Genomic DNA, 15,359 nt, shown 5'->3' with positions numbered 1-15,359 from the left:
GCAGACAAGGCGTACTCCGCAGTCGGTCGTCACCGCTTTGCCGCAGGCAGCGATCGGGCCGGCCCCCAGACAGAACACGAACGGTGCCGACAGCCATGCGTTATCGAGCGAATCCGACCGTAGCCGCCTCCCGGATCGCGGCCGCCCGGGTGGGCGGCGGCTGTGCCCTGTCCCTCGCAGCGGTCGTCTCGGCGTTGGCGAGTGCGCCAGCAGCGGCCGGCAAGGACATCGTCATCACCGGGGAGACCGCCACCCGGGTGGTGCGTGACGGCGACACCACCACGGTGTCCACGGACACCGTGCGTGGGGAAAACGGCTTCAACGATTTCAAGCATTTCCGCGTGCGCCGCGGCAATACCACCAATATGAAGCTGCCGGCGGGAACCCGGCGGCTGATCAACCTCGTGCACGACAGCCGCGCGGTCGTGAACGGCGAGCTCAACGCCATCCGCAACGGCGCGGTGGGCGGCGAGCTGCTGTTCGCCGACCCCCACGGCTTCGTGGTCGGCGCGAGCGGCACGGTGAACGCCGGCAGCCTCGCGGTGGCGGCGCCCACGGCGGATTTCATGGACCGCGTGGTCGAGGACATCGACGGCGACGGCAGTGCCGTCGACGCGCTCGTGCGCGGCGCGTTCCCGGTCTCCGGCGACGGCGTCATCCGCATCGACGGCGAGGTCAATGCGGACAAGGGCGTGCGCATCGTGGGCACGCGCTACGAGCAGACCGGCACCGTGAACGCCGGGGCTGCGCCCACCGACGGCGACCGCGCCGAGGCCACGTTCCGCGCAGCGGTAAACGTCGAGGGCTTCGCCGAGGCGGACGCCTTGCGCGTGGAGGGCGGCTCGCTGGTGGCCGTGACCACCGGTGACGCGACGATCGACGGCGAGGTCATCGCGCAGGCGCGCGACGGCAACGGCGGCGGCGTGCTGGTCACCGCCGGCGGGGACCTGGACATCGGCGGCAACGCGCGCATCGACGCCGACGCCGACGGTGCGGACGGTGACGGCGGCACGGTCGGCCTGTGGGCGGACCGCAATGCGGTCATGTCGGACGGGGCGCACGTGAGTGCGGACGGTGCCGGGGCCGGCAACGGCGGGTTTATCGAGTTCAGCGCGGGCGAATCGGTCAACATCGGTGCCGTGGAGATTACTGCCCGCGCGCCGGATACCGGCACGGCCGGTACCTTCGTGGTCGATCCCGCGGACCTGACCATCAGTGGACGCGAGGACTACGACGGCACTAACGCCGAGTTCACCGCCACCAACAGCATCACCGTTGCCCAGGGGGCCGTGATCAATACCCGGGACACGGCCGGGGGTGTGTCGGACGGTACGGACCGGGATGACGCCGGCCTGTCCGCGTCCCAGGGTGATTCCGGCAGCATCTCACTGGATGCGCCCACCATCACGCTGACCGGCGACGGCACTAACGGCGCGCAGCTGCTCACCTTCGCCACCGGGAGTTACAGCGCCGGCGATGTGACGCTCACCGCCGGTGGCGACCCGGAGATCAACCTCAGCATCGACACCACGCCGACGGCGACCATCGACGTCCAGGCCGGGGCGCTGGTCGACGCCGGGGCCCGGGGCAGCGGCAGCGCGGGTGACGTGGCGCTGGTGGCGACCGCCGTGGACCGGAAGGTGTCGGGCTTCAGCCAGGTATCCGCGAACGTGGACGTGGCGGGTGAGCTCATCGGCCGTGACATCTCGGCGACCGCGGAGGCACGGTCGCTGATCAAGCTCGTCAATCTCCAGAACGCCAGCGACGTGGTCACCGAGGACATCGGCAGCGGCCGCATCGAGGCGAGCTTCGACGATGTTACCGATCTCAGCCAGCTCGGCTACGAGCTGCCCGCGTCGTTTTCCGTGGCGAAAGTGGACGCGACGGTGGACGTCACTGCCGGTGCCAGCCTCGACGCGGCGCGGAATGTCACCGTGGACGCCAACGCCACCCGGCACGTGGACACCGCGGCGGACAATGCCGTGGGCAACATGGCGCTGCCCATCGGTATTGCCGCCATGTACGGCCAGATCAGCGGCACGACCCGGGCCGAGGTCGCCTCCGGGGCGACGGTTACCGCCGGTAACGACCTCGCGGTACAGGCCCGCAGCGACAACACACTGAAGGCGGCGGCGAGCGCCAGCGGCGAGGCGACCAAGTCGGGCAGCAGCGCCGCCGGTTCCGGCTCCACCTCGTACAAGACGGCCTCCACCGTGGGCGGCGCGCTCAGTATTGGCTATGCCGATACCAGCACCGAGGCCGTGGTTCGCGGCGACCTGAGCGTGGGCCGGGATGTTGCAGTGACGGCCCGGGATCGCAACGCCTACTCGGTGAGCGCGTCGTTCATGCTGCAGTCCGCACCGGACGCGCCAACCGCCGGACTTACCGCGGCGTTCGGCGAGTTCAACGCCGATGCCGACGCCCGCCTGGGGAGCGATGTCAACGGCGTCAGGGACGTCCGGGTGACCGCGGATTCGCTCACCGACGGCAACGCCGTGTCCTCGACCGCCGGGATCGACAGCGCCAAGAAGCGGACCAACCGCGTCAGCTCAAGCGGTGGCAGCTCCCGGGCGGCCGGCGGTGTCGGCGGCGGCATCTCCGGCGGGCTCAACCAGCAGGCCGGCGGCGCCTCCGGCGGCAAGATCCAGCTCGGTGCCGCCATGGCCATCGGCCTCACCGACGTGGGCTCCGATGCGCGTATCGAGGATGGCACCACCGTGAATGCCGACGGCAGCGTCGCGGTCCAGGCCCGGACCAAGCAGCAGGCGATCCGTACCATTGCCAGCAACACCCTGGCGGTGAAGGGCGCCAGCGCCAGCGGTTCGTTGACCACGATCAGCACCGGCCTCACGGTCGCCCGTCACACCCAGCACGCGCGGGCGCTCATCGGCAACGACGCCACCGTCACCGCGGACACCGTGGGGGTGCGCTCGGAGTCGCGAACGCCGATCACCGTGGACTATCCGGATGCCTGGACCGGCCCGGAATACTGGGACTCCGCGGCGGACGTGGTCAGCAGCCTCAAGGAGACGGCCTCGGCGGCGACCGGCGTGCTCGATCTGGGTAACAGCCTGTTCTCCTCGTTCACGCAGACCGAGGCCAAGAGTGCCGGCTCCCTCGGGCTCGCCGGTACGATCAACTATTTCGGCGTCGACCACACCTCGGAGGCGTGGATCGGTGACGGTGCCAGCGTCACCGCCCGCGGCGACGGGGACGGCACCCCGGATACCTGGTCCGCGCCGCTCGTGGCCGGTTCGGACGGCACCGACTGGCAGTACGACCAGGCCATCGACGTGAGCGCCCTGTCGCATACCGGGGTGATCACCGGGGCCGGTGTGCTCAACAAGCTCACCGGCGGCTCCTCGTCCAGTGGCGGCAGCTCCTCGAGCTCGGTCGGTGTCGGCGGTGCGTTCTCCTGGATCGACCTGGATGCGACCACCAGCGCCGGCATCGCCGACGAAGCGGTCATCGACGCGGGCGGCAACGGCCTGGGCGTGAACGCCCACGCGGACGACCTCGTCGTCCAGGTCCTGCCGGCGGCGGGCAAGGGCGCGAGCATCGGTGTCTCCGGCGTGTTCGGTCTCACCCAGGTGGACAACGATACCGATGCCGTCATCGCCGACAGCGCCACGGTCGATGCCGGGCGCATCGGCGTCAATGCGGACCAGTCCCTGCAGGCCTACGGTCTCGCCGGCGCGGTGACCCTCTCCAGCAATGCCGGCGTGGGCGCGAGCGTGTTCGTCCACGACGTCGAGACGGATACCAGCGCGGCGATCGGGGATATCGGCAGTAGTGGCGACAACCTTCTGCCGCCCCCGCTGGACACCGGTGGCCTGTCGCTGCCCGACGGTGGCGGCGTGCTGACCACGGGCGATCTCGTGGTCACGGCGGACACGTCCGGTCGCGTGGTCGGGCTCGGGGTGGCCGCGGCGGTCGCCCGGCAGAAGAACTCGCAAAAGCAGGGCATGACCGGCACCCAGCGCAGTGACGCCAATAACACCAGCAGCTCGGCGCAGAGCAGCACCCAGGGGCGGGTGAGCGATCCGCAGAACGACGGCAGCAACAGCAACGGCGCCGGGAGCACGCTCAGCAACACCGGTTCCCGCCTGGAGCAGCGCTCCGGCGGCAACAACAGCCAGCAGTCCCTGTCCGGCAGCAACGGCAGCCAGCAGCGCAGCAACAGCAAATTCAGCCTGGCCTTGGCCGGCTCGGGGGTCTTCAACCGTTCCCGCATCGATACCGCGGCCGAGATCGCCAACGTCACCGTGCACGCGCCGGACAATAGCAGCGACACGGACATCACCCTGCGCGCGGTCAACAACACCGATCTCATCGGTGCGGCGGGGTCCGGCGCGCTGAGCGTGGGCGGCAACAGCTCGAAGTTCTCCTCGGCGATCGCCGGCGCGGCCGCGATCAACTGGCTCGAGAACGACACCAGCGCGCGGATGATCGACACCACGGCGGATCGCGCCGGCACCGTGAACGTGCAGGCGGCCAATGCCGGCGACCAGGTGGCGGTGGGCCTGGGTCTCGCGGTGAGTAGCGGCAGCTCGGGCAGCGCCGCCGTGTCCATCGCCGGTTCGGCATCCCTCAGCCTGGTGGACGGGAGCACCACTGCCGCCATCGATGGCAGCGACGTCACCGCCGTGGACGCGGACGGAGACGGCACCGCGCCGGACGTCACGACGGTGGCCTTCGACCGTTCGCGCATCCTGAACGGCGGCGGCGCGTTCTTCGCCGCCGCCGGCCAGCAGAGCGGCGGGTTCGGCGCTGCCGCCACCGCGGCGTGGATCGGCAACGACACCACCGCCCGTATCGGCGGGAGCGCGCTCTCCGGGTTCAACGACGTCGACGTGCTCGGGCTCTCGTCCAGCCAGATCCTGCTCGGCGCGTTCACCGCCGGCGCTGGCGGCCGGGTGGCGATCGGTGGCTCGTTCTACGGCGCCTATGTCGACAACACCCTTACCGCGGAGATCGACGAGCGCGACGGCAGCCGTGCCAGCATCAATGCCGACGGCGACGTGACCGTCCACGCGGAGGGCGTCGACGGGTTCTCGCCGCTGGCCGGGTATCTCACCGCACCGGGGGACAGCAGCGCGTGGCTCACCGGCGCCTCCGGGCTCACCGGCGACAGCCGGCTGCAGCAGGAGGTCGAGACCGACAACGACGACGGCACCGCCACGGTGTTCGACGGCGATCTCTCCGGGGAGATGATCCTCGGTGCCGCGGTCAGCGCCCAGGGCAGCACCAACGGACCGGCCGGCGGGCTCGCGTTCGGCTTCACCTACGTGGACAGCGCCTACACCGCCGTGATCGGCGACGCGGACGTCACCGCCGGCGGTGACGTCGACGTCCGCGCCGCCAACAACGCGGCGATACTCGGCATGGCCGTCGGCGCCGCCGCCGGCAACCAGGCGAGCTTCGCCGGCTCGGCGATCGCCAACGTCATCCGCGCGGACGTCACCGCGCGGGTGGGGGCCGAGCGCGACGGCCTCGCCGCCGACCAGCACCGCGCGGTGGTCAACGCCGCCCGGGTGGACGTGGACGCGGCCGCCGACGGCGAGCTGTATTCCTTCATCGGCAGCCTCTCCGCCTCCGGCAAGGTCGCCATTGGTGCCTCCCTCGGCTACAACAGCATCGGCGGTGACGTGGCGGCGCGGGTACGCGCTGCCGATATCACGACGTCCGCCTCGGCCACGGATCAGGCGCCGTGGGCGGTCTCCGTGGACGCCCGCCGACGCTCGGCGGTGCGGACCCTGGCAGTCTCCGGCGGCGCCGCGGGCAACACCTCCGTGGGTGGCTCCCTGGTGGCCAGCGACCTGGTGGGCACCACCGGCGCCACGGTCGATCAGGGCAGCGATATCGACACCGCGAGCCTGCGCGTGAACGCCACCGACGGCGGTGACCCGCTCTCCGGCATCTGGTCCTTCGCCGGACAGGTCGGCGGGGCCGGTACCGCGGCGATCGGCGGTGCGTTCTCCGTGAACACCATCGACCGGGATCAGACCGTCGCCGTCGACGACAGCGACGTCACCGCGGACGGCGACGTCCAGGTGGCCAGCGAGGCGGACGCGAACGTGCGTACCGGTGCGGTCGCCGGTGGCGCGTCCGGCAACGTCGCGGTGTCCGGGTCGCTGACCATCAACACCCTGCTGGGCGAGGAGGAGGCCCGTGTCAGTGGCAGCACGGTCAACGCCGGCGGCCTCGAGGTCGCGGCGCGCGGCGGGCGCAGCATCTGGAGCCTGGCCGGCTCGTTCTCGGCGAGCGGTAATGCCGCAGTAGGCTTTGCGGGGTCGATCAACACCATCAAGGGCAGTCGCACCGCGACGCTCACGGGTAGCACGGCGGACGTCGGCACCGGCGACGTCGACGTCGCCGCCGGCGGCTACGAGAACGGCACGACGCGCCTGGTCTCCGCGGCCGTCGCCGGCGGTGCCGCCGGCTCGGCGGCCATCGGCGGCTCGCTGGCGGTCAATACGGTGCTGCGCACCGAGACCGCGCAGGCGGACGATGCCGACGTCACCGCCGGCAGCCTGTCGGTGACCGCGAACGACGGGGCCACGGAGATCGACGCCCTGGCGGGAGCGGCGAACGCCTCCGGCAGCGCGGCCGTGGGCGCCGGGGTGACGGTCAACACCATCAAGGGCAGCCGCAGCGCCCTGCTCACCGGGAGCGTGCTCGACGTCAGCGACAGCGTGGACGTGCTCGCGCGCCAGGACGGGACCATCCGTTCCGCCGGCGTCGCCGGCTCGCTCGCGGGATCGGTGGGTGTCTCCGGCTCCAATACCACCAACATTCTTGACGGCACCGTCGAGGCGGGCGTCGAGAATACGGCCTCCAGCGACGACGGCCAGGACACCACCGTGCGCGCCACCGACGCCGCGACCATCGAGTCGCTGGCGGGGCAGGTGAGTGGCGGCGGATCGGCGGGCGTGGGTGTGGCCGCCGGGATCAACCGGATCGGCACGGCCGTCAGCGCGTATATCCGTGGCGAATCCGGCGACGGTGCCTACCGCGGCAACGACATCCGCGTGGACGCGCTTGCCCGGCCGGAGATCAAGACCGTGGCGGTGAGCGGCTCCGCCGCCGGCCAGGCCGGTGTCGCCGGCTCGGTGGCGACCAACATCGTCACTGCGACGACCAGGGCGCGGATCGAGCAGGGCGCGCACGTCGTGGCGGCCGACGACCTCGCGGTCACCGCCCGCGACCGCAGCGTCGTGCGCGTGCTCGGCGGCGCCGCCGGCTTCGGCGGCCGCACCGGGGTCGCCGGTACGGCGACCTTCAACCTCATGGAGGGCGAGACCTCGGCGGCCATCACCGGCGGCGCCACGCGGGTGTCCGCCCTGGGCGGGGACGCCGGCGACGACATCACCGTCTCCGACGGCACCATCGCCGGGGATGCGCCGGATCCGGGGGCCTGGTCCGACCCGGAGGACTTCAGTCCGGTGAACGACCTCGCCGAGAACGAGGAGGACGTCAACGGCCTGGCGGTGCGCGCGAGCAGCATCCAGCAGGTGGGCGTGCTCGGTACCGCGGTCTCGGCCACGGTCCCGCGGCTGACCGGCTCCGGCTCCGGCGCGGCGGTGGGCAACGTCAACGTGGTGGCCGGCGCGACCCGCGCGGAGATCGAGAACGCCACGATCAACGCGGCCGCCGACGGCACGCCGGCCTCCGGCGCGGACGTCACCGTGGGCGCGAGCAGCCACGTGTTCGACGTGGACTACGTCCTCGCCGCCTCGGGTGGCGGCTGGGCCGGGGTCGCGGGGGCGATGGACGCCAACGTGATCAAGCGCACCACCCACGCGGGGCTCCACGGTGCGACGGTCAACGCCGGCGACGCCGTATCGGTGGATGCCCGCTCGACCCAGGCGGTCGCCGGCTTCGCGGCCGGGGCGACCGCCGCCGGCGGGGCCGTGTCCGGCTCCGTCGCCCTCGCGGTCGCGCAGGGGAACACCGAGTCGCTGGTCGACGGCGGCAGCGACGTGGACGCCGGCGGCGACGTCTCCGTACGCTCCGAGTCGGACGTCAGCGTCGCCACCACCGGCGGCGCCGCCTCGGTGGGCGCCGTGGGGGCTGGCGCCGCCTTCGGCGTGGGGGTTACCGAGGCGACGACCGTGGCCCGCATCACCGGTGCGGGCACGCGGGTGCTCACCCCCGGGCAGGTGACGGTGGACGCGGATGCGACCACGACTCTCACCACGGCGGCCGCGGCGGCCTCACTGGCCGCCGGCGGCGCGGTCGCGGGCGCCGGCTCCCTCGGCTACGTACGCAATACCACGGAGGCCACCGTCGAGGACGCCACGGTCGGGACAGACGGCGACGCGGTGGGCGGCCTTGATGTGAACGCCGGCGACGACGTGACCCTGAACACGGTGGCGGGCGCGCTGGGTGTCGAGGTCAGCGGGGGTGCCGGTGCCGGGGCGGGCGCCGGCGTGATCCTGGTGCAGAGTGGCACGCGCGCCGAGATCAACGGTGCCGATGTCCTCGCCAGCGGCGACGTCAACGTGGATGCGCGCCGCGACGCCGACCTGTTCCTCACCTCCGTGGCCGGCGGCGCCGGCGTGAACGTGGGGCTGGCGGGTTCGGCGGGCGTCATCATCCTCGGCGACGGCACCGTGACCAGTGACAGCGAGGACTACGGCAGCCCGGACGAGGAGCTGGACAAGGGCGGCAGCGGCACGCTCTCGGAGATCGACGGCCTGACCAGCGGCGGGAAGACCGGCAATTCCTCCGGCAAGTACGACAACCCGCTCCAGGCCAATTCCGACCCGGACGCCGAGCTCGAGACCACGACCTCGGATACCCTCGCGTACGACGACGGCACCGGCGGTACCCGCGATGCCGGGACCACGCTGGAGGACAGCACCGCCTATGACACCGGCGGCCGGTACCGCAACCGCAGCGCCGACGAGACGGCCGCGCGGATCATCGCCAGCGACGTGGACGCCGGCGGCGACGTCTCCGTGACCGCGACCAATGCGACCGCCACGGAGAACATCACGGGTGCGCTGGGTGTCGGCGGCACCGTGGGCGTCGGCGTGGGCATCGGTTTCACCCGGGTCTACAGCGAGGTCACCGCCGAGATCGATGACAGCACGGTCTCCGGTGACGGGATCACCGTGAAGGCGGACGCCGACGACCTCGGCGACGATTACGCCGCGCTGCTGCATTCCTACGTGGGCTCGGTCGGCGGCTTCGGCGGTGTCGCGGTGAACATCGCCGACGCGCGGCTCGACGACACCGTGACCGCCCGGGTGCGCAACAGCACGGTCACCGGCAACGGCGGTGACCTCGACGTGATCGCAAGCGACGGCTCCAGCGTCTCCACCAGTGCCTACGGCGCGGCGCTCTCCGGCGGGATCGGCGTCGCCGCCGTCTATTCCGGCGCGAAACGCGACGGCACCGTGGACGCCTTCCTGGACGCCGACAGCCCGGTGACCGGGTTCCGCGACGTCGGCCTCAGCGCGGCGACCGACGCCGTTACCGGCGCCCGAGGATGGGCCGGTGCCGGCGGTTTCCTCGCCGGTGCCTCCGGCACCGGCGTGGTGGCGGCGGACAAGGTCGCCGCGGACGCGCGGATCAGGACGGGCACCGCCGTGAACGTCTCCGGCGGCGTCTCCGTCGACGCCTCCGCGCGCTCCCGCGTGACGGCGGATGCCCTCGGCATCGCGCTCGGCGGCTACCTCTCGGCGGCGGCATCCATTGCCGAGGCGACGGCGGGCGCCGGTGCGGTTGCCGTGGTCGAGGACAACGCCGACGTCCGGGCGGACTCCCTGGATGTCTCGGCGAGCCGCGGCACGGCGGACGCCGACGATGCCGACATCGCGGACAACGGCCTGGACGGCAGCTTTTCCTCCGACCCCGCCTGTCCGGGGGCGGGCGCCGTCGATGCCTGCGCCTTCGCCCGCGGCGCCTCCGCGGGCGGCCTGGTCGGCGTGAACGCCACCAAGTCCACGGCGACGAGCACCGGCGAGGTCCGCGCCGAGGTGGGGGATGTGACCCTGCCGGGCGCCGACGTCTCGGTGACGGCGGGCGCCACCACCGGCCAGTACAGCGAGGCCACCGGCTACTCCGTCGGTATCGTGGCCGCGGGCGCCAATCTCTCCTACGCCACGAACAGCGTCACCACCAAGGCCATCCTCGACGGGCCCGCCGGCCAGCACGGCGGTATCGGTACGCTCGAGGTCCGGGCGGTCAGCGAGAACGACGCCACCGGCCGCGCCACCGCCGGCAGCGGCGGCGTGGTCTCGGGGGCCGCCTCCAAGGTGGAAACCGACGACGAGGCCGTGACCCGGGCCAGCGTGGCGGCGGGCATCACCGACGATCCCCTGGTCAGCGACGCGCTGCGCGTGCGTGCCTACCACACCTCGCGCTACGACGGCCGGGTGGACAGCGTGCAGGCCTCCGTGGTCGGGGCGAGCGGTGCCCGCGCGGATCACGACATCACTACCGACGTCGATGCGACGATCGCCGGCGGCGCCCACCTGGCCGCCGGTTCCGCCCAGGTGACCGCGCAGACCGACGTCCGCAGGCCCAAGGATACCGACTACGACATCACCTCGGGCTCCGGCGGCGTGATCGACGCCCCGGCGGTAGAGGCGGACAGCCATATCGCGCCGCACACCGATGTCACCGTCGGCGACAACGCCGTCCTGGACGTCTACGGCGACTGGCGCGAGCCCGGTCACCGCCTGGTGCTGGAGTCCGTCAACGACGTGCAGGCCGATCAGCGGGTGAAGCTGGATTCCGGCGGGGCGATCTCCGTCGCGAAGGCGGAGTCCCTGGTGGACATGGACGGTGCGGTGGCCGGCGTCTCCGTCGGCAACGCGACCCTGGAGACGGTCGGCGACCTCGTGCTCGCGGCCTATACCACCGCCGATCTGGATGCCCGCGCGAACGTCAAGACGTACGGCGGTGCTGGCGCGGCACAGGGCAAGAGCCGCACGAAGGCGGCGGTCACCAACCGGGTGGATGTCGCGGGCGGCGCGCGCACGAAGTCCTGGGGCGACACCGCCATCTATGCCGGACGCGATGCCGACGGCACTCAGGGGCTGTTCGATCTCACCGCCCGCACCGAGCTGTGGAACAAGACCGCGTTCCCGGTGGAGACGGACCCGGTGGCGGACGCCATCGCCGATCAGTCCAACCTGATCACGCTCGCCAGCAACGCGAAGGTGCGCAGCGTGCGCGACGTCGAGCTCTACGCCGATGACGGCCGCCGCCTGCTCACCGGCTCCGGCACCGGTACGGACCTCTACCGCAAGGCCGCGGAGGACATCGCCAACGCTATCGGCGACCTGGTCGGGGCCGACGACATCTCCCTGGAGATCACCTACCAGAATACCGAGGACGCCAGCACCGACCGCGTGCAGGTCGATGGCGACGTGCTCACCGGCGTGCACTCGCATCAGACGCTGACCATCGGACGTGACTTCACCGCAACCGAGCAGAGCGACGGCATTACGTTTACCCGCGAGACGCGGGACCTAGTGAGCGAGCTTCAGGACCGCATTGACGAGCTCTACGAGTTGCTGGACAGCTACTCCGGGGTCGAGGCCGCCAAGAACTCCTACGAGGCCGAGATACGCCTGCTCGAACGTCAGGTCGCGAAACTGAGCGGCCAGAGTGAGGAGTCACCCGGTCGGAGCGGCTATGAGGTCGAGTTCATCGAGGTGGATCCGATCCTGGCCCGCCCTGGCTCCATCCATGTCATCGGTGACAGCCTCGAGGGGGGCGGCGAATTGCATGCCCCGGGTGATGCACGTATCGACATCAACAACGACAGCCCGGCGTTCCTCGACATCACCGGTCTTGAGATCCCCGGCGACGCCGGGGGCGAACTGACGTTCAACTATACCTCGGTATCCGGCAATGCCGATCTGAACAACCTCAACGCGGGCAATGGCGCGGCGTTCTCGACCATCGAGACGGCCCAGAACTCGCCGGACCCCCTGATCAGCGTTGATTCCACGTTCGAGCCGGGTCTCGACAATCCGCCACAGAACGTCACTGTGAGTAACGCCGGCACGGTGGATCCGTCGATCTACGTATCCGGCGACATTCGCAACCTTCGCGGCAAGGTCGAGATCGAGAGCAAGACCGGCAACGTCCGTGTTACCGGCAACATCCGGGCGAACACCGTGGACATCGCCGCCGGGAATTCGCTGACGCTCTCTTACGTGGATACCTTCAGGCATGTTGGCGGCGATCCCCGTTCGGGCGGCTATGGCGGGGTGCTTGTCGCGGGCAATAACCTCATTGCCTCAGCCCGGTATCTCAACCTCAACGCAACCGTCCAAAGCGGGATCCCCGAGTGGGACCTTAATCTCGACAGCAACGATCGGGCTGCGATCGACAGCTTCCGGACGAGCTACTGGTTGGCGCGGTACGCGGGTGCCAGTCCGGATCCCACCTTCACGGTGCGCGAGCGCGATAATGCGGCCGGCACGCCGTCGGTGGTCTACGACGTCCGCACCAACCGCCTGGAGCTGGGGAACGTCGAGGTCAAGGGCGGCTACATGGAGCTGTCCGGCAAGATCATGAATACCGGCAAGGGGACGTTCTGGGACACGAGTCTGACGACCTTGGGGGTGAAACACTTCAGCGATATCAATAGCGCCATTACTAATGACTCCACTGTAACGTTGGCGACGCGGTCTATTGGCTCTGACGAGGTTCGTGTTGTCTTTGATGGTGGTAGCGAGGAGTACCGCCTTGAGGGCGCGGCTGTGAGGGAGATGCCCGATTTCAACGGCAAGAAGAGCTATCTCAGCAGTGCTGGCCGGATAAACATTGAGACTGGCGGCTACAGTTTCTCTGCCAGCAATGCCAGTGACGACGCCGATATCCAGACCATCGGCAAGCTCAAGGTGCTCGACGGTTACGGCCGCATCGATATCACGAACGACACCGGCTATGACCTCCATGCCAACGCCCTGAATGCCGGTAACGATATCGAGGGCACCCTGCGGATCAACGACACGGACTCCGCCAGCGGGAACGGCAGTGCGACCACCACCCTCTACAAGCGCCTCGGTAACGACGTCCGGGTTTACAAGGAGCAGAGCGACGGCTCGATGGCCCTGGATCACACGAACCAGGACAGCCGTTCGGCGCAGTACACGCCGGACGCTCACCTCAAGTACGCCTGGCTCACCGGCACGGACTCGCGTGAGAGGCGCACGACGCGGCGCTACAGCGACACGGCGATCGGGTTCATTCCCAGTGGCGAGGCGGACTGGGAGAAAATCGATACCAAGACCCTCAGCTCCGCGCCGTTGCCCGACGGCGAGTTCATTACGACGGAACGGGTGGGGCAGGGCCAGGTCGATATCACCCGGGACGACTGGGTCAAAGACTATGAGCGCAGCTGGTCCGAATGCGTGACGAGTTCCCCCGGCGTATGCTGGGAAACCCGCTATCACTACAAGCTCGTGGAAACCCGCGGTCTGCGAACGATCTACCGGCATTCCGTCGCTGCCGATAACCCGGTCGATATCGAGTTTACCGGCCAGGACAGCCCGGTAATCAATGTCGACAATGGTGGTTCACGGCTGACACTCGGTGGTGGGGTTGTCGCGCCCAACGGCAGTGTCGCAGTGGACACCGGCTCCGTGACCGGTGTGAGCGACGGCGCCCGTATCGCCGCCAATCGTATCGACATCGACGCGGTCAGCGGCATCGACAACTTTACGGTCAATGCCGGCGATGCCCTCCGCGCGGTGACGGATCACGGCGACGTGAACGTCAATGCCACGGGGCGTACGCCGCTGGAGCGGGTGGCCTCCGGCAACGGCAACGTCAACCTCAATGCCGGCGGCGACGTGGTCGTCGCCGGCACCGCCGGTTCCGGCGCGGTGGTCAGTGGTCGCAGTATCTCGCTGGGCTCCGGGGCGGGCAGCGTGGGCACGTCGGCGGTCCCGGTGCGGCTCGACTCCAGCGTCGGCGGGGAAGGCACGGTAACGGTCACCGCCTCCGGCGACGCCCACGTCACCGAGACCGCCGGTGACCTGCGTGTCGACCGGATCGTCGGCCGCGGCGGGGATGTGAGTGCCCGGGTGGTCGACGGCGACATCGTCGACGCCAACACGACCCAGCGCCGGGACGAGCGGGCCCGCAGCGAGCTGCTCGACGTGTGGGAGGGCATGGACCTGCGCGCCGAGGACGGTGCGGCGGACGCCGTCGCCATCCAGGAGGACGCCTACGCGGCCCGCCAGGAGCGGGTCTACCGGCTCTACTGGGAGGCGCGCAACGTCCACCAGGACGGCAACGGCGACTATGTCGCCGACAGCTTCGATCCGGATACCTTCGACTATCAGCTCCCGGGCAGCGAGCGCCAGCGCCTGCTCGACGATGGCGTCGCCCAGTCGGCCATCGACGACCTGGAGCAGCAGCGCGAGTCCGCGATACTCGCCATGCACAATGAGGTGCTCAACGATCCCGCTGCCGCCGATTACGATCCCGACTTCAGCTATACGCTCACCAGCGCGGACCGCGACTCGCTCTCGCAGGGCTCGGTCTGGACCACCGAGCAGCTTGAAAGCCGGATCGGTGCCGGGCTCGCCAAGGGCACGACGGATACCACCACCCGTATCGAGGAAGAGAACTTCGTCGCCGGCGGCCGGCTGGACCTCGTCGCCGATCGCATCGGCGCCGAGACCGCCGACGAGATCGTCATCGACCTCAGCGGCGGCTCGGTGAGCCTCACCGATGAGCAGCGTATCGCCCTGGCCGCGGCGGAGCCGGACGACCTCGACATCACCGACGACACCATCCGCATCCGCCAGCGTGAGGACGTGGACGTGGACGCCGGCGCCGCCGTCACCGCGGTTTCCGGTTCCGATGTGTTCCTCGGCGGCCAGCAGGATATCAACGTCGAGGACGTCAGCGGCGGTGCCGTGCGGATCAAGACCGCCGGCGACGTGCTTACGGCGGCCCCCGGGCAGGTGGTGGTGGACGGCAACCGCGTCATCCTGGAGTCCGGCAGCGGCACCCTGGGCACGGCGGCCGACCCGGTGCAGGTCAATGTCGCCGACCGCCTCACCGCCCGCGGTTCCAACGGCGTCTACATCCGCCAGGACGGCACCCTCACGCTCCAGCGCATCGTCTCCGACGCGGGCGTGGGCCTGTGGGTCGACGGCGGCGATTTCCTCGCCGGCGCCGACCAGGGGATCGATATCCAGGCCGGCGGCCCGGTGTCGCTGAACGTCAGTGGCGACGTGGGCGATGCCGGCGAGGCCCTGGACATCACCGGCGGTGATATCGCCCTCGATGTCGGTGGTGACGCCTGGCTGGCGGCACTGCCTTACGCCGGCGCCGTGGCGGACATGACCCTCGCCGCCTCCAGCGTGACCGGCACG

1 protein-coding gene is annotated in these 15,359 nt (G+C 70.4%); it reads left to right on the top strand.

Annotated elements, in window-relative coordinates:
- Positions 1 to 95: 95 nt before the first annotated feature.
- The coding region (locus G7A99_RS02310) for a leukotoxin LktA family filamentous adhesin (RefSeq protein ID WP_163138762.1) at positions 96 to 15,359 on the top strand (15,264 nt) is incomplete at its 3' end.

The sequence above is a fragment of the Arhodomonas sp. KWT genome (assembly GCF_010993615.1).
This window is presented reverse-complemented; position numbering and strand designations above follow the sequence as displayed.